Genomic DNA, 21072 nt, shown 5'->3' with positions numbered 1-21072 from the left:
ACGTTTGCAGCAGCGGCCGGCACCGGGGGAGGGGAGGGGCGGGGCCGCGCGCGGAGCCGGGAGAGACGGCGTGGCGCGTGCGGGCGCATGCGGTGCTGGCCGCTGCTGCAAACGAAGCGGGTGCGGGATGCGGAGGCGGTCCCGACGAAGCGGTCGCTTCGCCGGGGCGCCGTGGAGGTCGCGACGGAGGTATTGCGGGGTGGAACGCACGATTGGAGCGGTGACGCGGGTCGAGCCGGGAGCGTTCGATCCCGCGAACGGACTGCACGATCCGTTCGCGGTGGGTGTTGATCGATCCTGAGGATCAGATCTTGCCGACGAGATCCAGCGACGGCTTCAGGGTGGCGGCGCCTTCGTTCCACTTGGCCGGGCAGACCTGGCCCGGGTTGGCGGCGACGAACTGGGCGGCCTTGAGCTTGCGCAGGGTTTCGCTGACGTCGCGGGCGATGGCGTTGTCGTGGATTTCGAGGGTCTTGATCACGCCTTCCGGATTGATGATGAAGGTGCCGCGCAGGGCCAGACCCTCTTCCTCGATGTGCACGCCGAACGCACGGGTCAGCTGATGGGTCGGATCGCCGACCAGCGGGAACTGGGCCTTGCCGACCGCCGGGGAGGTTTCGTGCCAGACCTTGTGCGAGAAATGCGTGTCGGTGGTGACGATGTAGACCTCGGCGTTGGCCTTCTGGAACTCGGCGTAGTTGTTCGCCGCGTCCTCGACCTCGGTCGGGCAATTGAAGGTGAAGGCGGCCGGCATGAAGATCAGGACCGACCACTTGCCTTTCAGCGACTCGTCGCTGATCTGCACGAATTCGCCGGCGTGGAAGGCAGTGGCCTTGAAGGGTTTGACCTGGGTGTTGATCAGAGACATCGGTGTCCTCGGTGATGAGTGGAGTGGGCTTGGCGATTGACGGCGTCAATTTGTGCGTCGCAACAGTTTGCGCAAGACACATCAATCGATCAAATGGATTGATTGAATGATATCAATAGTCAAAAACTATCGAATCGTCATCCAGCCGTCCCCGACCTATGGGCGCCCGGGCGCCCGATCAATCCTTGCCCGCTGGGACGGGCGGCTCCGAGACAGATTGGTCCGGGCCACCCAGGTCGGCCGAGCGCAAGTCCGGGACACCCACGAAGGTCCGGATCGCCCGGAACATCCCGGGCTGGCGGTCCGGGTCGCGCAGCGCGGCCAGCGGGGCCAGATGCCCCGCCTCCGGCAGCCACACCAGCTCCGCCCGACCGCCGGCGGCGCGCAGGCGATCGGCCAGGATCCGGCTGTCCACCGGCTCCACGACGGTGTCGGCAGTGCCGTGGATCAGCAGGAAGGGCGGCTCGTCGCCGTCGACGAAATTCACCGGCTGGGTCCGCGGCCACTGCGCGGGCGGCCCGAACACGTCCTCATAGCCTTCGATCCCGAAGTCGTAGGGCCCGGACAGCCCGATCACCCCGGCAAGATCCCGCGGCGTCAGCCCGTGCGCGGCGAGATAGCGGGCATCGGTGCCGATCAGCGCCGCGATCTGCGCGCCCGCCGAGTGACCCGCCAGAAACACCCGCGCCGGATCGCCGCCGTGCTCGGCCGCATGCCGTTTTGCCCACGCCACCGCGCCCGCGGCGTCCTCGACGAAGCCCGGGAACATGGCGCGGGGCGCGGTTCGATAGTCGGCGACGATCGCCACCATGCCCTGCCGCGCCAGCTGGCGGCCGACGAAGCGGTAACTGGCGCGGTCGCCACGCCGCCAGCTGCCTCCGTACAGGAACACGACCACCGGCGCCGGCCCCTCCGTGCGGGCCTCGGGTCGATAGACATCCAGCGCCAGACCGTGGGTCGGGTCGTGGATCGCGTGCGCGTCCGCCTCCGCCACGCCGAAGTTGGCGACGCCGAAGGCCAGGCTCTGGCACCCGGCGATGCCGAACACCAGCGACCATCCGGCGACGGCGACGATGCGCGGGCGGAGTCCATCGCGGAAGAGGCGACGAAACGGGCGACGAAACCGGCGGCGAACATGCGCGAAGGCGCGGCGGAGAGTCATGGCGGTGATCCGTGCAGGGCAGGGTCGGCCGCGACAGCGGCTACGATATGTCGATGAAGACGAGCATGGGCCCCCGGCTGGATGCAGTGCTGCGCGATGCCAGCGCGCGGGTCGGGCAGATCGATGCGATGGCGCTGCTCGCGCATGCCCTGGCGCGGCCGCCGGCATGGCTGTACGCCCACGGCGACGACGCCATCGGCGACGACGCCCGCGCGCGCTTCGAAACGCTGCTCTCGCGGCGTGCACAGGGCGAGCCGGTCGCGTATCTGACCGGCCGACGCGGCTTCTGGACCTTCGACCTCGCGGTGTCGCCGGAGACCCTGATCCCGCGCCCGGAGACCGAGCGGCTGGTGGAGCTCGCGCTGGAACGCGCGCCGTTGACAGCCGGCCTGCGCATGGCCGATCTGGGCACCGGCAGCGGCGCGATCGCCCTCGCGCTGGCGCACGAACGCCGCCGGGCCCGCGTGGTCGCGGTCGACGTGAGCGAAGGTGCGCTGTCGGTCGCGCGGGCCAATGCGCAGGCGCTGGGTCTGGACAACGTCGAGTTCCGTCGCGGCGATTGGCTGGCGCCGCTGGCGGGTGAGCGCTTCGACCTCATCGCCAGCAACCCGCCGTACATCGCCGACGGCGACCCGCATCTGCAGGCAGGCGATCTGCGTTTCGAACCCGCGGGCGCGCTGTCCTCCGGACCGGACGGGCTTGAAGCCATCGGCATCATCATTCGCGACGCGCCCGCGCATCTCGTGTCCGGCGGTTGGCTGCTGCTGGAGCACGGCCGGGACCAGGGCGCATCCGTGCGCGGGCTGCTGCAGGCCGCCGGTTTCGACGCCGTGGAGACGCATCGCGATCTCGAAGAGCGCGATCGCGTGACGAGCGGCCGATGGTCGCCGCCCGCTGGCCGCACCGACGCCCTGCGGTAGACTCCGTCGCAGTCCGCCATTCCCCCGAAGGTGCCGCCATGCGCACGCAGTATCCCGAGATCGAGCCGTTCGACAGCGGCACCCTGAAGGTCGACGACCGCCACGTCCTGTACTACGAACAGTGCGGCAACCCGCAGGGCAAACCGGTGGTAATGCTGCACGGCGGCCCCGGCGCCGGCTGCGGCGAGAAGATGCGGCGTTTCCACGATCCGTCGAAATACCGGATCGTGCTGTTCGACCAGCGCGGCAGCGGCCGCTCCACGCCGCACGCGGATCTCGTCGACAACACCAGCTGGGATCTTGTCGCCGACATCGAAAAGCTGCGCACGAAACTCGGGATCGAGCGCTGGCAGGTCTTCGGCGGTTCGTGGGGCTCCACGCTCGCGCTGGCCTACGCCGAAACCCATCCGCAGCGCGTCACCGAGCTGGTGCTGCGCGGCATCTTCATGCTGCGCCGCTGGGAGCTGGAATGGTTCTATCAGGAAGGCGCATCGCGGCTGTTCCCGGACGCGTGGGAGCACTATCTCGCCGCGATTCCGCCGGTGGAAAGACATGATCTGATTTCCGCCTTCCACCGCCGTCTCACCAGCGACGACGAGGCCACCCGGCTCGCCGCCGCGCGCGCATGGAGCGTCTGGGAAGGTGCGACCAGCTTCCTGCACATGGACCCGGACTTCGTCGCCGGCCACGAGGACGCGCATTTCGCGCTGGCCTTCGCCCGCATCGAGAACCACTACTTCGTCAACGGCGGCTTCTTCGAAGTCGAAGATCAGCTGCTGCGCGACGCGCACAAAATCGCCGACATCCCCGGCGTGATCGTGCACGGCCGCTACGATGTGGTCTGCCCGATCCAGAACGCGTGGGATCTGCACAAGGTCTGGCCGAAGAGCGAACTGATCATTTCTCCCGCCTCGGGCCACTCCGCGTTCGAGCCGGAGAACGTCGACGCGCTGGTGCGCGCGACCGACAAATTCGCTGGCTGACCCGTAATAGGGTGCGCCCCGGCGCACCGCTTGTTGCGTCGCGTTCGGATCCAACGGTGCGCCAGGGCGCACCCTATGCGGTGTTCCCCATCACGCCGGCAATCCACGCGCGACCGGCGTCGCTGGCGAGGAACAGCAGCACGACGACGTTGACCACGACCGTGGCCCGGAACGTGCGCTGGAACGCGGCCTTGCGCGATTTGTGCCGGAACGCGCGCTGCGCGAGCAGCGCGCCGGGCCAGCCGCAGGCCAGGCCGAGGAAGTGCAGGGTGCTTTCCGGCGTGCGGCGTCGGCCGGCGGTTGCCGCCGATTTGTCGAGGCCGTAGGCGACGAACGCGACCGTGCTCATCGCGGCATAGGCGAGCGGCACGTTCATCGACACCTGTCCGACGAGTCCCGCGCCGACGAGGGCGGCGCAGAACACCAGCGCGAACGCCGGCCCGATCATGCCAGGCCGTGCCCGGTCGTCCGCGGGCTCGGCCATGCCGACGAACCGGACGTCGTTCGCCTGCAGCCGACCGCGCGCATCGCGCGCGATGGTGTAGGTGATCAGATCGCCGTCGACCGGTCGCCGCGACCCGCGCCGGAAGGCCTTGATGTGCGCGAACGCCTTGTCGCCGCCGCCGTTTGGCGTCACGAAGCCGAAGCCCTTGTCGTCGTTCCAGTCGTGCAGTCGTCCCTGGTAGCGCATTCGGTCAAATCGACGGGAAATCCAGCGTGGATGATAAGCGCTGTGAGTATCGAGGTCGTCATCCTCGCGAAAGCGAGGACCCAAATGCGATCGCGGTTGCGGCATGGATCCTCGCTTTCGCGAGGATGACGAAGCTCTTCGACCATCTCGGCGGTCGTGATGCACGGAATCTCCCGTGCTTCAATCGGACGAGCAGCCTGATTTCCGGGATCGAGGAGAGAAGCCTTTCACTTGGCTTCATACCCCGCCACCTCCTCCTCCACCAGCAGCGCCTGCAACTGCGATGCCGACGCGCGGCGCATCGGTTTCTCGTCGATGTTCGACAGCGGGGCCTGGCGCAATGCCGCGTGCGGCAACACCGTGAGATCGAAGCTCAGCTCTTCGGCGGAGAACAGCCACACCGGGCAGTCGAGGGCGCGTTCGCGGTCGAGGCGGATGCGGCGGTTACGGGTTTCGGCGGGGATGCGGTGGTCGTCGAGGAAGCGCGGCACGCTTTCGGCGTCGTCGGTATAGAGCTGCAGGTGGACCGGCGAATTGCCGTCGGCGGTGCCGTCGAGCACCGGGCCGACGAGACGGGCGTCGAAGGGCGCGAAGAATTCCAGCGCGCGCAGCGCGGCTTCGCGCCGTCTGCGCAGTTCGCCGCTCTGCGAGTCGCTCTGGAACAGGCGCTGGTATTCGCGCAGGGCGTCCTCGATCTCGCGGTTGCGCGGCAGCGAGGCGTCGTCGTGGATGCCGAGGCGCTGCGCGGCCTTGAGTTTGGCCTGATGGAAATCCCGGATGCCGGATTCGGCGATCAGCCGGGCGGCTTCGTGGGCCAGGCGCGCGCGGCGCTCACGGGTTTTCGTTTCGGCGTGCTGGCGGGCGTGGTGCATGGCATCTTCCCGGCGGGGCCAGGGAATGACTGTAGCGGAAGTGTCGCGGGATGTGGGGGCCCCTCATCCGCCCTGCGGGCACCTTCGTCCAGCCCTCGCGCGCAGGGCTCGGTCGTTCGTCGGCGTGCGAGGCGATGCCTCGCAAACACGCCTCCTCACCCCCCGCGCCGCGGGGAGAAGGGACCAGGATCACGCTCGTGCGGTGCCGAGAGAGCATGATCAGAAAATGTCGAACGACTCCTCGCTCGGCAGCGCGTCTTCGCTGCCGTAGTCGACGTAGGTCTCCATCTTCTCGAGGTCTTCGACCTTCACGTATTCGATGATGCCGCCGCTGCCGGTGGCGGGCAGCAGCTGGCCGCTCGCAGTGACCGCGACCTTGACCATGCCGGCGGGCGGGTCATTGGGCGCGATCGGCGCGTCCTTCAGCGCGGCCTGCATGTAATCGATCCAGATCGGCAGCGCGGCCTTGCCGCCGTATTCGCGGTAGCCCAGAGTCTGGTTGTTGCTGCGGCCGACCCAGACGGTGGTGACGAGCGGGCCGCCGGTGCCGGAGAACCAGGCGTCGCGGTGGTCGTTGGTCGAGCCGGTCTTGCCGCCGATGTCCTCGCGGCCGATGCGCTTTGCGTCGGTCGCGGTGCCGCGCAGCACCACGTCGCGCATCATCGAGGTGATCTGGTACGCGATGCGTTCGTCGATGGCGCGCGGCGCCAGCACGGCGTCGGCGGGCAGCGTCTGCGGCGGCGCGGCCTTGGTGGTGGTCACCTTCGGTGCGCCCTTCGCGGGCTCGGCCGGTTGACCGCCGGCAGGGCCGAGGTCGAAGCCGTCCACCACCGACGACGCCGGCGTGGCCGGCTGGCCCGCGGCGCCCTGGCCGCAGCTGCGGCAGGCGATGACCGGCTTTTGTTTGAACACCAGCTTGCCTTCGCGGTCCTTCACTTCATCGATGAACCACGGGTCGATGCGGAAGCCGCCGTTGGCGAAGGTGGCGTAGCCGCGGGCGATCGACAGCGGTGTGAGCGAGGGCGTACCCAGCGAGATCGACAGGTTCGGCGGCAGTTCTTCTTCCTTGAAGCCGAACTGGGTGATGTATTTGCGCGCGTATTCCACGCCGATGGCATCGAGCATGCGCACCGAGACCAGATTGCGCGAACGCACCAGCGCTTCGCGCACGCGGACCGGGCCGGCGAAGCCGCCGCCATCGTTCTGCGGGCGCCAGACCTTGCCGGCGCGCATGCGGAACACCACCGGGGCGTCCAGCACGATCGAAGCCGGGTTGTAGCCGCGCTCGAACGCCGCGGCATAGACGAACGGCTTGAACGACGAGCCCGGCTGGCGGCGCGCCTGGGTGGCGTTGTTGAACTTGTTGCCGGCGTAGCTGTAGCCGCCGACGAGGGCGCGTACGGCGCCGGTATCGGCTTCCAGCGAAACCAGCGCGGATTCGGCGCGCGGCAGCTGTTCCAGACGCCAGCTGACCGGGCCAGATGGCGGCGCGGGCGCCGGCGCGGCATCGCCGGGCTTGGCGGCGGTGGCCTTGGCTTCGGGCACGATCCTGCGGACGCGGGTCACGTCGCCGCGCTTGAGCAGCGCGCCCGGCGGCTTGCCCCAGCGCGAGGCATCGGGGCCGAGATCGAGCCGGGTGCCGTCGGCCAGTACCACCTGGGCGTTGCCGCCCGAGGTGCCGAGCACCAGCGCGGCCAGCAGTTCGCCCTGTGCCGGGTAGGCGCGCAGGCGGCCGGCCGAGGTGGCGACGTCCTCGCCCGCGGGCAGATCGAGGAACGGCATCGACTTGGCGTTCCAGCCGTGGCGGCGGTCATAGGTGCCCAGGCCGTCGCGCACCGCCTTGTCGGCGGCGGCCTGCAGCACCGGATCGATGGTGGTGGTGACGTGATAGCCCTTGGTCAGGGCTTCCGGGCCGTAGCGTTCGATCATTTCCTGACGGACCATCTCGGCCACGTACGGCGCCGAGACCTCGATCGGCCGCTCGTGCGGGGCGGCGTGCATCGGCGCCGCGCGCGCGGCCTGTTCTTCCGCGGTCGAGATCATGCCCAGTTCGCGCATGCGCTTGAGCACGTACTCGTCGCGGCGTTCCTTGGCGCGCTCGGGGTTGTTCAGCGGATTGCCGCTGGAGGGGAATTTGGGGATCGCCGCCAGCGACGCCATTTCGTCCAGGGTCAGCTGGTCCAGCGGTTTGCCGTAGTAGAACTCGGCCGCGGCGGCCACGCCGTAGGCGCGATTGCCGAAGAAGCTCTTGTTGAGATACAGCTCGAAGATCTCGTCCTTGGTCAGTTCCTGCTCCATCTTCCGCGCCAGCAGCATTTCCGCGAATTTGCGGGTGTAGCTGTATTCGGAGCTGAGGAAGAACTGGCGCGCCACCTGCTGGGTGATGGTGGAGCCGCCGGCGACGCGTTTCTTGTCGGTGAAGACGATCTGCCAGATCGCCCGGCCCACACCTTTATAGTCGACGCCGCCGTGCTGATAGAAACGCGCGTCCTCCGTCGCCAGGAAGGCGTCCTTGAGACGCTTGGGCACTTTCTCGATCTGGATGGGGTAGCGGCGGGTTTCGCCGAACAGTCCGATCAGCCGGCCGTCGCGGGCGTAGACGTACAGCGGCTCCTGCAGCTCGATGCTGCGCAGGCTCTGCACGTCGGGCAGCTTCGAGGAGACCGACGCATAGAGAATGCCGAAGGCCACGCCGCCGACCAGCAGGCCAAGGAAGGACAACAGGAGCGCCCAGCGCAGGAGGCGGCGGAGTCTGGACATGGGTCTGGGGGTCCTGGCATCGGAGGTCGGGGAGGGTGGACGATTATAGAGGGCGGGCCGGCCGCCACCCTCTGTCCCGGGGATGGCCGGAGGCGCGACGGGCGCCCCCCGGGGTCGTGACAGAGTTCACTCTCGGAGCGATCCGAAGCATGGGGTAGTTGCCTTGGGGTGAAGAGTGCGTTATTTAATGTATTGGGACACGTAACGCGCGTAAGCGCGCGTGGGAAGGGGAAAAAGTGGGACTGCTAGCAAAAAATCAGTCACCTCTGGTGGGTGTCGACATCAGTTCGACCGCCGTCAAGCTCCTGCAGCTGTCTCGGGCTGGCGACCGCTATCGGGTGGAACATTACGCGGTCGAGCCCTTGCCGCCGAACGCCGTCGCCGAGAAGAACATCGTCGAGGTCGAGGCCGTGGGCGAGGCCATCCGTCGCGCCCTCAACCGCTCCGGCAGCAAGGCCAAGCACGCGGCCGCGGCCGTGGCCGGCTCGGCGGTGATCACCAAGATCATTCCGATGCCGTCCGAGCTGGACGAGGACGACATGGAGTCCCAGATCGAGCTGGAGGCGGTGAATTACATCCCATATCCGATCGAGGAAGTGAATCTGGACTTCGAGGTCCTGGGCGCGATGCCCGGCAACCCGGAAATGGTCCAGGTGCTGCTGGCGGCGTCCCGGTCCGAGAACGTGGAAATGCGCGCGTCTGCGCTCGAGGTCGGCGGCCTGACGGCGAAGGTCATGGACGTGGAGGCCTTCGCGATCGAGAACGCCTTCGCCCTGATCGCCGGCAGCCTGAACATCCCGCACGACGGCATCGTCGCGCTGGTCGATGTCGGTGCCACCATGACCACGCTCAGCATCCTGCGCAACGGCCGCAACATCTACAGCCGCGAGCAGGTCTTCGGCGGCAAGCAGCTGACCGATGAAGTCATGCGCCGCTACGGCCTGAGCTACGAAGAGGCGGGTCTGGCCAAGCGCCAGGGCGGCCTGCCGGAAAGTTACGAAATCGAAGTGCTGGAGCCGTTCAAGGAAGCCATGGCCCAGCAGATCGGCCGCCTGCTGCAGTTCTTCTATGCGGGCAGCGAATACAACCGCGTCGACCAGATCGTGCTGGCCGGCGGCTGCGCCTCCATCGCCGGCATCGCCGCGATGGTGGAAGAACAGCTCGGCGTGCAGACGGTGATCGCCAATCCGCTGGCCCAGATGACTCTCGGCCCCCGCGTGCAGGCGCACGCGCTCGCGCAGGACGCCCCGGCGCTGATGATCGCCTGCGGCCTCGCCCTGAGGAGCTTCGACTGATGGCACGCATCAATCTCCTCCCGTGGCGCGCCGAACGGCAGAAAGAGCGCAAGAAGCAGTTCTTCCTGATGCTGGCGGTGTCCGCGGTCGCAGGTTTCGCCCTGTGGTTCCTCGTCGACGGTTACTACAACGCCCAGATCGCCGGTCAGCAGACGCGCAACGCGTTCCTCGACCGCGAGATCACCGAGGTCAAGGCCAAGATCACCGAGATCGAGGCGCTGCAGCAGAAGAAGAACAATCTGCTCAACCGCAAGAAGGTCATCGAAGAACTGCAGGCCAACCGCTCGCAGATGGTGCACCTGTTCGACTCCCTGGTGCGCACCATTCCCGACGGCGTGATCCTCACCGGCATCAATCAGGACGGCGACAAGCTGACCCTGGAAGGCCGCTCGCAGTCCTACGCCCGGGTCAGCGCCTACATGGACAACCTGGCCGCGTCGGGCTGGATGAGTAAGCCGGATCTGTCGGTGATCCAGGCCGAAGGCGACAACAGCGGCCTGCCGCATACCTTCAGCCTGTCGGTGACCCTCGCGAATCCGAACGCGAAGGCGGAAGGTGAGGAAGGCGCCGTCGATCCGGCCGCACCGGCCGCCGGCGCGACCCAGGAGACGCTGCAGCCGCTGATGCCGGCGCAGCCCGCGCCGGGTACCGCCGCGCCGCCGCCGGCCGCACCCGCCGGTACGCCGCCCGCGGCGGCCTCCGCCCCGGATACCAGCAAGCCCCAGAGCGCAGAGCCGCCGAAGGGAGGAGCCGAGTCGTGAAAAAGAAAATGTCGCTCAAGGAACTCGACTTCAACAACGCCGGCTCCTGGCCGCGCGAATGGCAGTTCGGTTTCTGCGTCGCGCTCGGGCTGTTGATCCTGTTCCTGATGTGGAACTTCCTGACCCGTCCGAAGGGCGCCACGCTCGAAGGTCTGGAAAAGGAAGAAGTGACCAAGCGCACCGATTTCGAAACCCTGCAGGGTCAGGCCGCCAATCTCGAACCGCTGAAACAGCAGCTCGCGCAGATGGAACAGCAGTTGCAGCAGATGCTGCGCCAGCTGCCGAGCAAGACCGAGATGCCCGACCTGATCGTGGACATTTCGCAGACCGCGCTGGCCACCGGCATCACCAACGAACTGTTCCAGCCGGGCGAAGAGACCGCGATGGAGTTCTACGCCGAGAAGCCGATCGAACTGAAGATGGTGGGCAGCTACCACCAGTTCGGCGCGTTCGTCAGCGGCGTGGCGTCGCTGCCGCGCGTGGTGATCATGACCATGCACGACATCTCGCTGAAGCCGCGCGAAAACGTGCAGGGTCCCGCGTCCCCGAAGAACAAGCAGCCGGTCGGCATCGGTCCGAATTCGATCCTCGAACTGAAGGGCACGGTGAAGACCTACCGCTATCGCGACGAGGAAGAGGCCGCCGGCGCCGCCGCCGCGCCGCCGGCAGGTGCGCCCGCGGGCGCCGCGCCGCCGGTCCCGGGTGCGGCCGCGGTGAGCAACGCGAACAACAAGACCACCGCCGCCGCCAATCAGGCGGCCCAGGGAGGTAGCCGCTGATGCGCAGACTTCTCAACAACGGTGCACGCGTCGCGCTCGCGGTCGCGCTGGTCGCCGCACTGGCGGGCTGCGGACGTTCCGTGACCAGCACGCCGGGCGATGCGCCCAACCTCGAAGAGTGGGTCGCGGGGGTCAAGGCCCGTCCGGCGCCGCCGCTGGATCCGCTGCCGGTGATGCAGCAGTTCGAGCAGTTCGAATATTCCGCGCAGACCCTGCGCGATCCGTTCAGCACCGCGTTCGCGCCCGGTTCTTCCGCGTCCGGACCGCGTCCGATCAGCGATCGGCGCAAGCAGGCGCTGGAGAGTTTTCCGCTGGATTCGCTCGACATGGTCGGGACGATCGGCAAAGGCAAGGCCCAGGTCGCTCTGGTGATGGGACCCGACAAGGTCACCCACCGGATCCTCCCGGGGAATTACATGGGGCAGTCCGACGGACGGGTCACCGGCGTGTTCGAGGATCGCATCGAACTCGTCGAACTGGTTCCCGATGGTGCAGGCGGTTGGCTGGAGCGGCCGGCGACGGTTTCGCTCGATGACGAATAAGACGAGGGGATAGCGAAATGATCGTACTCAACGCGCATAGCCAGCAGCAGGGCCGTCGCACGAAGCCTATGAAAGCCGTGTTCCTCGGCCTGGCCGCCGGCCTGTTGTCGGCGCTCAGCGCCGTCAACGCGGCGACGCCCGCCGCGGACGCGCCCACCGTCGCGCCCGCGCCGAAGGCGCCTGCGGTCACCTCGGTCACCAGCATCGACTTCAAGCGCGGCGACGGCGGCTCCGGCAAGCTGATCCTGCACTTCGACGGCGATGGCGCCATGCCCGACATGCGCACCACCGACAGCGGCGTGGTCGTGGACATCGGCAACGTCACGATTCCGGCGCATCTGCAGCGCACGCTCAACGTCACGGACTTCGCCACGCCGGCGCAGCAGGTGCAGGCCACCGGCAACGGCGGCAAGGCGCAGGTCGCGATGAGCGCCAAGGGCGCCTTCGAGCCGCTCGCCTATCAGACCGGTCGCGACTACATCGTCGAACTGGTGCCGCGCGCCGCGGCGCCGGCCCGTGCGGTCGGTGGCGCTTCGGCCGCGGCCAGCACGGCGCAGAAGGCCGCGACCGCGACCTCGTCGCGCGGCTACGGCGGCCGTCCGGTGACCTTCAACTTCCAGGACGTGCCGGTGCGCACGGTGCTGCAGCTGATCGCCGAGGAGTCCAACCTCAACATCGTCGCCAGCGACACCGTGCAGGGCAACGTCACCCTGCGCCTGATCAACGTGCCGTGGGATCAGGCGCTGGACATCGTCCTGCAGGCCAAGCAGCTCGACAAGCGTCGCAGCGGCAACGTGGTGTGGGTCGCGCCGCAGACCGAAATCGCGAAGTTCGAGCAGGACAAGGAAGACGCCCGCATCGCGATCGAGAACCGCGTCGAAACGATCACCGAATACATCACGGTGAGCTACGGCAACGCCGAAGACATCGCCAAGCTGCTGACCGACGAGAGCAAGGGCAACCAGTCCGGCAGCAGCGCCCAGGGCGGCGCCGGCGGCCAGCAGCAGAGCCGCGGTTTCCTGTCCGGACGCGGCAGCCTCAGCTTCGACCGCCGCACCAACACCCTGCTGGTCATCGACATCCCGGCCCGCGTCGAGGAAATCCGTCGCCTCGTCTCGCAGCTCGACAAGCCGGTCGACCAGGTGCTGATCGAAGCCAAGATCGTGATCGCCACCGAAGACTTCGCGCGCGAACTCGGCGCCAAGTTCGGCATCAACGGCAGCCGCGACAACGTCACCTTCGGCAACAACATCGGCAACACCACCGGCACCCGCAATTCGATCACCGAAGCGCAGTCCGATTACAACGAAGCGCTGCGCCAGTGGGCGATCGACAACGCCGACCGCGCCGCGGAAGGCCGCCCGCTGCTGCCGCAGCCGCTGCGTCCGCTGCCGACCATCAGCAAGGGCCCGAACGTCGACCTCGGCGCCGCGGTGGGCTCGCTGATCACCAGCAATCCCGCCAGTCTCGCCTTCACCATCCTCAACGCAGGCTATGCGCTCGACATCGAGCTGTCGGCGATGCAGGAAGAAGGTCGCGGCGAAGTGATCTCCAACCCGCGCGTCGTCACCAGCAATCAGCGCGAAGCGGTGATCAAGCAGGGTCGCGAAATCGGCTACGTCACCACCAGCAACACCGGTGGCCTGGTCACCCAGACCGTGAACTTCAAGGACGTCGTGCTCGAACTGAAGGTCACCCCGACCATCACCAACGACGGTCGCGTGTTCCTCAACATGGCGGTCAAGAAGGACGAGCTGGAAGAGTTCATCGAAACCGCGAACGGTTCGGTGCCGCTGATCGCAAAGCGCGAAGTGAACACCGCGGTGCTGGTCGAGGACGGCAACACCGTCGTGATCGGCGGCGTCTACGAATTCTCCGACCGCAGTCAGGCATCGAAGGTGCCGTTCCTGGCCGATCTGCCGATCCTCGGCAATCTGTTCAAGAAGAAGGGCCGCGGCAAGAGCAAGGCCGAACTGCTGATCTTCGTGACCCCGAAGGTGATGACGGTGACGCCGCGCCGCTGATGCCGGCGGCCAGCGCGAAGACGCGACATGAACGGGGGCTTCGGCCCCCGTTTTCTTTTCCCGGCGTCGGAACATCGCCGCCTGCGCAGCGCGGGGGATGAACATTTCCGCCGCAGTTCGGTCAAACTGCGGATCGATTCCCCCGACGATGGACGCACGCCGGACATGATGGACACCGCCGCTCCCTCCCGATTGCATGCCGCGTTCGCGCAGCTGCGCGACCAGCTCTCCGCGGAAATCGTCGGACAGTCCGCACTGATCGAACGCCTGTTGACCGCACTGCTCGCCGATGGCCATCTGCTGGTGGAAGGCGCGCCCGGTCTGGCCAAGACCACCGCGATCCGCGCATTGGCGGGGCGACTCGAAGCCGATTTCGCCCGCGTCCAGTTCACGCCCGATCTGCTGCCGGCCGACCTCACCGGCACCGAGGTCTGGCGCCCGCAGGACGGCCATTTCGAATTCCAGCCGGGCCCGATCTTCCATTCGCTGCTGCTCGCCGACGAGATCAACCGTGCGCCGGCCAAGGTGCAGTCGGCGCTGCTCGAAGCGATGGGCGAACGCCAGGTCACGGTCGGCCGCCGCACCTATGCCCTGCCGCGCCTGTTCCTGGTGATGGCCACCCAGAACCCGATCGAGCAGGAAGGCACTTTCCCGCTGCCGGAAGCGCAGCTGGACCGCTTCCTGATGTACGTGCGCATCGGCTATCCCGAAGCGGCGGTGGAAGGCGAGATCCTGCGCCTCGCGCGGCAGCGTGCGCTCGACGGCGCGCGCGGCACCGAGGCGCCGGACGTCGCCGCGCCGCTGCGGCTGTCGCAGGCCGACGTGTTCGCCGCCCGCGAATCGGTGCTGGACCTGCATCTGGCGCCGCCGGTGGAACGCTATCTGATCGAACTGGTGCTCGCGTCGCGCGATGCGCGCCGTTACGACCCGGCGCTGGCGCGGCGCATCGGCTGGGGCGCGAGTCCGCGCGGTTCGATCGCGCTGGAGCGTTGCGCGCGCGCGCGCGCCTGGCTCGCCGGCCGCGACTTCGTCACCCCGGAGGACGTGCGCGCGGTCGCGATCGACGTGCTGCGGCATCGCGTGCTGCCCAGTTACGAGGCGGTCGCCGAAGGCTGGGACGGCGAGCGCCTGGTGCGCGCGCTGGTCGAGAAAGTCCCGCTGCCCTGATGTCCGTCGACGCCGACAGGACCGTGAGCGAATCGTCGACCATGGAGGCAGGGACGAACGCAGGCATCGTGCCCGCGCTGGACGAACTGGTGGCGCTGCGTCGCGCGGTGCTCGGCCGGCGTCCGCCGCGCCGCGGGCGTCACGGCCTCAGCGGCCAGGCGACGTCGCCGGTGCGCGGGCGCGGCATGGAATACGCCGAATCGCGCGAATACACCCAGGGCGACGACGCGCGCCACATCGACTGGCGCCTGACCGCGCGCACTGGACGTCCGCACACCAAGGTGTTCCAGGCCGAACGCGAGCGACTGACCCTGATCGTCGCCGACACCGCGCCGCAGCTGTATTTCGGCACGCGCACGCGCTTCAAATCGGTGCAGGCGGCGCGCGCGGGCGCGATCGCGGCCTGGGCCGCGGTGCGCGACGGCGACCGCATCGCCGCGCTGCGCGGCAGCGGTCGCGAAGCGCCAGTCGTGCCTGCCGCGGGGCCGCGCGGCGCGCTGCGGGTGCTCGATGCCATGGTGCGCTGGTACGCGAAACCGCCGGAGAACGACGACGGACTCTCGGTCGCGCTGGATCACGCCGATCGCCTGCTGCGTCCGGGCGCGCGCCTGGTGGTGCTGGCCGACCCGCTGAGCGTGGTCGCGCAGCCGCCCTCGCGCTGGCCGACGCTGGTGCAGCATCGCGAAGTGGTGGTGCTGTTGCTGTGCGATCCGCTGGAACGCGATCCGCCGCGGACCACGCTGCCGTTCTGGATCGATCGCGCCGCCGCATCGGCGCCGCATCGGGTCGAACTCGATCTCGCCACGGGCGCGCAGCGCGAACGCTGGCAGGCGGCGTTCTCCACGCCGATGGACGATGCCCTCGCCATCCTCGCGCGCAGCGGCATCCGCGCCAGCGCGCTGTCCACCGATGCGCCGAGCGAAAGCTGGCTGCACCTGTTCGCGGGGTCCCGCGCCGCATGAGTCTGCAGAGCCCCGCGCCTGCGGCGGGCGCCGACCCGTTGCCGCTGCTCGAACCGCATCTGCCGCCGCCGCCGCCGTTCTGGCCGCCCGCGCCGGGCTGGTGGCTGGTCGCGGCGCTGCTGGCGATCGCGCTGATCGCGTTCGCGGTCCGGCGCCATCGCCAGCAGCGCCGCGTGCGCGAATTCCAGCGCTTCTTCGACGCCAGCATCGATGCCGTCGAAGGCGCGCCGGCGCGGATCGCGATGATGTCGGAACTGCTGCGTCGCGCCGCGCGTCGTCGCGATCCCGCGGCGGACCGCCTCGGCGGCGACGACTGGCTGCGATTTCTCGATGCAGGCCAGTCCATTCCGGCGTTCTCCGCCGGCGTCGGACGTTCGCTGCTGGAGGGCGGATTCCGTCGCGACGTGGGCGAACAGGAATACGCCGCGCTGCGCGAGATCGTGCGCGGCCGTTTCGTCGAACTGATGCGCCACGAAGGCCCGCGCAGATCGTGGCGCCGGCCGTCGACGTGGTGGCCGTCGCACAGCGCACGGAGGCGCGCATGAACGACGCCGGCCACTGGCTGCTGAGCGTGTTCGCCTGGCCCTGGTGGCTGTGCGCGCTGCCGTTGCCGTGGCTGGCGCGTCGGCTGCTGCCGGCGGCCGGCGCCGGCGCGCCGGCGCTGCGCGTGCCCTTCGGCGAACGTCTGGGCGCCATCGGCGGCCGCATCGGGCCGGCGCGCGCGCAGCGCCTGGGCGTTCTGCCGTGGCTGGCCTGGGCGCTGTTGTGCGTCGCCGCCGCGCGTCCGCAGCAGCTCGGCGAGGTGGTGCAGCCGCCGCAGACCGCGCGCGATCTGATGCTCGCGGTGGATCTGTCGGGCAGCATGGACGAGCGCGACATCGAACTGGAGGGGCGCACCGTCAGTCGCCTGGTCGCGGCCAAGGCGGTGATCGATGCGTTCCTCGAACGGCGCCAGGGCGACCGCGTCGGCCTGATCGTGTTCGGCGAGCGCGCCTATGCGCTGACGCCGCTGACCCGCGATCTCGACACGGTGCGCGAGCAGTTGCGCAGCATGGAGGCGAAGATCGCCGGCCCGGCGACCGCGATCGGCGATGCCATCGCGCTCGCCACCAAGCGACTGCAGGCGCGGCCCGCCGATCAGCGCGTGCTGATCCTGCTGACCGATGGCGTGAACACGCCGGGTCTGCTGGAGCCGGAAAAAGCGGCGGCGATCGCCCGCGACGCCGGTGTGCGCATCCACACCGTCGCCTTCGGCGGCTACGGCGCGGGATTGTCGGTGTTCGGTCTCCCGATCCGGATGCCGGGCAACGCGGCGCTCACCGACGAAGCCGGCATGAAGCGCGTCGCCGACATCACCGGCGGCCGCGCATTCGTCGCCCGCGATGCCGAACAACTCGTCGGCATCTACGACGAGATCGAACGCCTGGAACCGGTGAAGCTACCGGGCCAGCGGCTGCGGCCGAAGATCGAGCGTTATGCGTGGCCGCTGGCGGCGTCGCTGCTGTGCGCGTTGCTCGCGCTGCTGCTGCGGCAGTGGTCGTCGCGGAGGTCGTCATGAATCCGCTGCCGGACACGCTGACCGCGGTCGACTTCCTGTTCCTGCGCCCGCTGTGGCTGGTCGGGTTGCTGGCGATTCCGCCGCTGTTGTGGTGGTTGCGTCGTCATTGCGCGGGCCGTCACGTCTGGCGTCAGGTGGTCGACGCGCATCTGCTGCCGCATCTGCTGCAGGCCGACGGGCGCGACGGCGACGGTTGGCGCGGGTGGCTGCCGCTGGCCGCGCTGGCGCTGGCCAGCGCGCTCGCCGTGCTGGCGCTGGCCGGGCCGAGCTGGCGCGAAGTGCCGCAACCGCTGCTGCAGGATCGCAATCCGCTGGTGATCGCGGTGGACATGTCTTCGGCGACCAACGCCGCCGATGTGCCGCCGTCGCGGCTGCTGCAGACGCGCGACAAGATCGCGCGGATCCTGCGTCGCCGCACCGGCCAGATCGCGCTGATCGCCTTCGCCGACGATGCCTACACGGTGTCGCCGCTCACCGACGACGGCGAGAACATCGCGCTGTTCCTCGATACGCTGTCGCCGGACGTGATGCCGCGCGACGGCAGCCGTGCGGACCGCGCGATCGAGGAGTCGGCGCGGCTGCTGAAGCGCGCGGGTTTCTCGCGCGGCGAGATCCTGCTGATCACCGGCCGCGCCGGCGGCAGCGCGAACTCCGCGGCGATCGACGCGCGCGCCGCGGGTTATCGCGTCTCGGTGCTGGGCATGGGCGCCGCGACCGGCGGCCAGTATCTCCGGCGCAATCGCGATGTCACCACCGCGCGGCTGCAGGTGCCGGCGCTGCGCGCGCTGGCGACCGCCGGCGGCGGCGACTACGCCTCGTTCGCGCCGGGCGATGCCGATCTGGAAACGCTCGGCGCGCTCTCCGCCGATCGCGTCGATGCCGCGGTGGCGCAGGGCAAACGCGGTCGCGGGCGGCTGGACGAAGGCTTCTGGCTGCTGCCGCCGCTGATGCTGCTGGCGCTGTTCGCGTTCCGTCGCGGCGTGCTGGCGGTGGCGCTGATCGCGCTGTGGCTGCCGTGGCAGCCCGTGCAGGCCGCCGATCTGTGGCGGCGCGAGGATCAGCGCCAGCATGCGGCGATGACCCGCGGCGTCGAGGCGTATCGCGGCGGCGACTACGCCGGCGCCGAAACGGCCTGGCGCGATCTGGCCGGTGCCGATGCGGCCTACAACCGCGGCAATGCGATGGCGAAACAGGGGCGCTACGACGAAGCCATCGCCGAATATCGGCGCGCGCTGCAGTTGCAGCCGGGCATGCGCGATGCGGCCGAGAATCTGCAGCGCGTGGAGGCCGCGCGCAAACGCCTGCCGCCACCGCCGCCGCCGAAATCGCGCCCTTCGAAAACCGATCAGCGCAATCCCGAGCAATCGAAGCCGGAACAGTCGAAACCGGAGCAATCGAAGCCGCAGCAGCCGAAGCCCGAGCAATCCAAGCCGGAGCAGTCGAAACCCGAGCAGTCGAAACCCGAGCAGTCGAAGCCGGAGCAGTCGAAGCCGGAGCAGTCGAAACCCGAGCAATCGAAACCGGGTCAGCCCAAGTCCGGACAGCCTGCGCCGACGCAATCGCGCCCGATCGAGAACAAGCCACCGCAGCCGGCACCGCAGAATGGACAGGCGCAACCGTCGATCCCGAAGAACGGGCAGCCGCAACCGGCGAAACCGCAGCCCGACGGGACGCCGCCGCCCGGGGAAGACGACGCGCGCAAGCGCGAGCAGGACGCGCGCGCCGCCGAGGCCGCCTATCGCGAACGCATGGCCGGCGCCTCCGCGAAACGGCCCGGCACGCAGCCCGCGACCAAGCCGCGGCCGCAGGAAACCCCGGCCCAGCGTCAGCGACGGATCGCCGACGAAGCCTGGCTGCGGCGCGTGCCCGACGATCCCGGCGGGTTGCTGCGCGCGAAATTCAAGCTCGAGGAAAAACGTCGCCGCCGCGAGGACGATCGCTGATGTCGCATCGCGCCTTCCGCGACGCCTGGATGCCGTTCGCGATGCTGCTGTGCGCGGCGCTGATCTTCGCGTGCGCGCTGCCGGCGCAGGCGGCGAGACACCGCGCGTCGCTCGACCGCAACCGGATCGCGCTCGACGAGACCGTCGTGCTCACGCTCGATCTCGACGCCAGCGATGTCCAGAGCCTCCCGGACATCCCGGCGCTGGTGCGCGAGTTCATGATCGTCGAGCAGTCCTCGCAGCCGAAGCCGGCGATCGTGAACGGCGCGATCGATCTGCGCATCCTGGTACGTCTGCGGCTGCGGCCGATGCGCGAGGGCGAGATCGCCATCCCGTTCGACGGCGGCGGGCCGCCGTTGCGGCTGACGGTCACGCCGCCGCGGAACGTCGCCGCGGCGCGCGCGGCCGCGCCGGCCGTGCCGGATGCGGCGCGGGAAACGGTCTTCTTCGAGAATCGGGTCGAAACCGCGACGCCCTATGCGCAGCAGTCCGTGGGCTACACGCTGCGCCTGTACTACGACCTCAGCATCGGCCTCAGCGGTCGCATCGATCAGGACGCGCCCGACGGCGCCAGTCTGAAGATCGTCGGCGAGGACGCGCTGCCGCTGCAGCAGATCGGCAATCGCTTCTACAACGTGCAGGAACGCCGCTATGTGCTGATTCCCGAACGCGCGGGGCGACTGGTGGTGCCGCCGCCGCGCTTCCTCGGCCGCAGCTCCGATTCCACCAGCGGCGTGTTCGGCAGCAGCCAGGAACTGCGCGTGCGCGGCCGTCCGCTGGAGTTGCAGGTGAAGCCCATCCCGGCCACCGCCGCGCAACCCTGGCTGCCGCTGCGCGGCCTGCGCCTGCGCTATCTGCAGGCGCCGCCGCAGGCGCGCGTCGGCGAAACCGCGCTGGTGACCGTGGAAGCGGTGGCCGACGGTGCGGTGGCCGCGCAGTTGCCGCCATTGATGCTGCAGGTCGGCGAAGGCGCACAGTCGTTCCCGGAATCGGCGCAGTCGGAAGATCGTTTCGTCGACGGCCGCGCGGAAGCGACGGTGGTGCGCCGATTCGCGATCGTGCCCGCGCGCGAGGGCACGCTGCGCATCGCCGGGCCGCGGATCGCGTGGTGGGATGCGCAGGCCGGCGTCGCGCGCACGGCATCGCTGCCCGATCTGGTGCTGCAGGTCTCGCCCTCGCTCGGCGGCGCGTTGCCGTCGCCGACAGGCACGCCGGATGCAGCCGCCGACGACATGGCGGGTCCGGCCTGGCAGCGATGGGTGCCGGAACAACCGTGGATGTGGATGCTGCTGCCGCTGGCGATGCTGTGGGGCATCACGCTCGTGTTCGGATGGCGGATGTGGTCCGCGCGCAAACGCTGGCACGACACCGCGCCTGCGGTCGCGGTCGCTGCTCCGTCGTCTGCCGGTGCGCCTGCCGCGCCCGCACTCTCGCGCCCCGATGCGCAGGCCTGGACGCGGACGCTGGCGCGCGGCGATCGTGCCGAAATCGCGCGCCTGCTGTGCGCGCTGGCCACGCCGCCGGCCGCCGACCTCGACGAGGTGCGCGCGCGGCTGACCGATCCGGCGCAGCGCGCCGCGGTCACCGGCCTGCAGCGCGCGCGCTGGGGGAGCGGCGATCCCATGGCCGCGATCGCTGCGGTCCGCATCGCCTTCGCCGACGGCCCGCACTGGCGCGCGCACGAGGCTGCGGCCGCCGCGCCGCTGCTGCCGCCGCTGTATCCGACGCCATGATTCTGCAGAACATGATCCTGCAGGGCAGGAACCCACCGGACATCCCGATGCA

Annotated in this window: 17 protein-coding genes and 1 pseudogene; 13 read left to right on the top strand and 5 right to left on the bottom strand. The window is 69.2% G+C overall.

What is annotated here, in order from left to right; genetic code table 11:
* Positions 1 to 304: 304 nt before the first annotated feature.
* Positions 305 to 868: an alkyl hydroperoxide reductase subunit C gene (gene ahpC / locus ABD974_RS10490; protein ID WP_345303263.1), complete on the bottom strand. Its 564-nt coding sequence runs from the start codon at positions 866 to 868 to the stop codon at positions 305 to 307.
* 178 nt (positions 869 to 1046) lie between these two features.
* Positions 1047 to 2030 (bottom strand): alpha/beta hydrolase, encoded by a 984-nt coding sequence (locus ABD974_RS10485; RefSeq protein WP_345303262.1) that lies wholly within the window; start codon positions 2028 to 2030, stop codon positions 1047 to 1049.
* 53 nt (positions 2031 to 2083) lie between these two features.
* On the opposite strand from ABD974_RS10485, the gene prmC reads away from it, so the two are divergent.
* The gene (gene prmC / locus ABD974_RS10480; RefSeq protein ID WP_345303261.1) at positions 2084 to 2950 is read left to right on the top strand and encodes a peptide chain release factor N(5)-glutamine methyltransferase; all 867 of its coding nucleotides are present in this window, start codon (positions 2084 to 2086) and stop codon (positions 2948 to 2950) included.
* 38 nt (positions 2951 to 2988) lie between these two features.
* Positions 2989 to 3933 carry a prolyl aminopeptidase gene (pip, locus tag ABD974_RS10475; RefSeq protein WP_345303260.1) on the top strand — a complete coding sequence of 315 codons (945 nt, stop codon included), beginning with the start codon at positions 2989 to 2991 and terminating at the stop codon, positions 3931 to 3933.
* A gap of 73 nt (positions 3934 to 4006) precedes the next feature.
* On the opposite strand, the gene ABD974_RS10470 is transcribed toward pip, so the two are convergent.
* From ABD974_RS10470 to ABD974_RS10460, 3 genes are all read right to left on the bottom strand, one after another.
* Positions 4007 to 4624: a DUF1294 domain-containing protein gene (locus ABD974_RS10470; protein WP_345303259.1), complete on the bottom strand. Its 618-nt coding sequence runs from the start codon at positions 4622 to 4624 to the stop codon at positions 4007 to 4009.
* A gap of 227 nt (positions 4625 to 4851) precedes the next feature.
* Entirely contained in the window at positions 4852 to 5496 is a 645-nt protein-coding gene (locus ABD974_RS10465) for a hypothetical protein (RefSeq protein ID WP_345303258.1), read from the bottom strand.
* A 219-nt stretch (positions 5497 to 5715) separates the two neighbouring features.
* On the bottom strand, positions 5716 to 8256 hold the full coding sequence (locus ABD974_RS10460) for a penicillin-binding protein 1A (RefSeq protein ID WP_345303257.1): 2541 nt from the start codon (positions 8254 to 8256) through the stop codon (positions 5716 to 5718).
* A 236-nt stretch (positions 8257 to 8492) separates the two neighbouring features.
* Here ABD974_RS10460 and ABD974_RS10455 point away from each other — a divergent pair, with 236 nt between their 5' ends.
* The 11 genes and pseudogenes from ABD974_RS10455 to ABD974_RS10405 all read left to right on the top strand — a co-directional run bounded on the left by ABD974_RS10455 (position 8493) and on the right by ABD974_RS10405 (position 21020).
* Positions 8493 to 9551 carry a pilus assembly protein PilM gene (locus tag ABD974_RS10455; protein WP_345303256.1) on the top strand — a complete coding sequence of 353 codons (1059 nt, stop codon included), beginning with the start codon at positions 8493 to 8495 and terminating at the stop codon, positions 9549 to 9551.
* Entirely contained in the window at positions 9551 to 10312 is a 762-nt protein-coding gene (locus ABD974_RS10450; RefSeq protein WP_345303255.1) for a PilN domain-containing protein, read from the top strand. The genes ABD974_RS10455 and ABD974_RS10450 overlap by 1 nt, the downstream gene beginning before the upstream one ends.
* Before the next feature lie 8 nt (positions 10313 to 10320).
* Positions 10321 to 10995 (top strand): annotated as a pseudogene (locus ABD974_RS10445) (type IV pilus inner membrane component PilO); the annotation flags it as partial.
* Positions 10996 to 11090: 95 nt separating this feature from the next.
* A complete protein-coding gene (locus ABD974_RS10440) occupies positions 11091 to 11633 on the top strand; it encodes a pilus assembly protein PilP (protein WP_345303254.1) in 543 nt (180 codons plus the stop codon).
* Positions 11634 to 11650: 17 nt separating this feature from the next.
* Positions 11651 to 13657, top strand: a complete 2007-nt coding sequence (locus tag ABD974_RS10435) for a type IV pilus secretin PilQ (protein ID WP_425562676.1) — start codon at positions 11651 to 11653, stop codon at positions 13655 to 13657.
* 165 nt (positions 13658 to 13822) lie between these two features.
* Complete coding sequence (locus ABD974_RS10430) at positions 13823 to 14824, top strand: AAA family ATPase (protein WP_345303501.1); 1002 nt, start codon at positions 13823 to 13825, stop codon at positions 14822 to 14824.
* The gene (locus tag ABD974_RS10425) at positions 14824 to 15786 is read left to right on the top strand and encodes a DUF58 domain-containing protein (protein WP_425562675.1); all 963 of its coding nucleotides are present in this window, start codon (positions 14824 to 14826) and stop codon (positions 15784 to 15786) included. The genes ABD974_RS10430 and ABD974_RS10425 overlap by 1 nt, the downstream gene beginning before the upstream one ends.
* On the top strand, positions 15783 to 16331 hold the full coding sequence (locus tag ABD974_RS10420) for a DUF4381 family protein (protein WP_345303253.1): 549 nt from the start codon (positions 15783 to 15785) through the stop codon (positions 16329 to 16331). Before ABD974_RS10425 ends, ABD974_RS10420 begins: the two co-directional genes overlap by 4 nt.
* The gene (locus ABD974_RS10415) at positions 16328 to 17344 is read left to right on the top strand and encodes a VWA domain-containing protein (RefSeq protein ID WP_345303252.1); all 1017 of its coding nucleotides are present in this window, start codon (positions 16328 to 16330) and stop codon (positions 17342 to 17344) included. The genes ABD974_RS10420 and ABD974_RS10415 overlap by 4 nt, the downstream gene beginning before the upstream one ends.
* On the top strand, positions 17341 to 19287 hold the full coding sequence (locus ABD974_RS10410) for a VWA domain-containing protein (protein ID WP_345303251.1): 1947 nt from the start codon (positions 17341 to 17343) through the stop codon (positions 19285 to 19287). Before ABD974_RS10415 ends, ABD974_RS10410 begins: the two co-directional genes overlap by 4 nt.
* Positions 19287 to 21020 carry a protein BatD gene (locus ABD974_RS10405; RefSeq protein ID WP_345303250.1) on the top strand — a complete coding sequence of 578 codons (1734 nt, stop codon included), beginning with the start codon at positions 19287 to 19289 and terminating at the stop codon, positions 21018 to 21020. Before ABD974_RS10410 ends, ABD974_RS10405 begins: the two co-directional genes overlap by 1 nt.
* The last annotated feature ends 52 nt before the right edge of the window (positions 21021 to 21072 follow it).

It is taken from the genome of Lysobacter hankyongensis, from assembly GCF_039543145.1.
GTDB classification, from domain to species: Bacteria; Pseudomonadota; Gammaproteobacteria; order Xanthomonadales; family Xanthomonadaceae; genus Lysobacter_I; species Lysobacter_I hankyongensis.
This window is presented reverse-complemented; position numbering and strand designations above follow the sequence as displayed.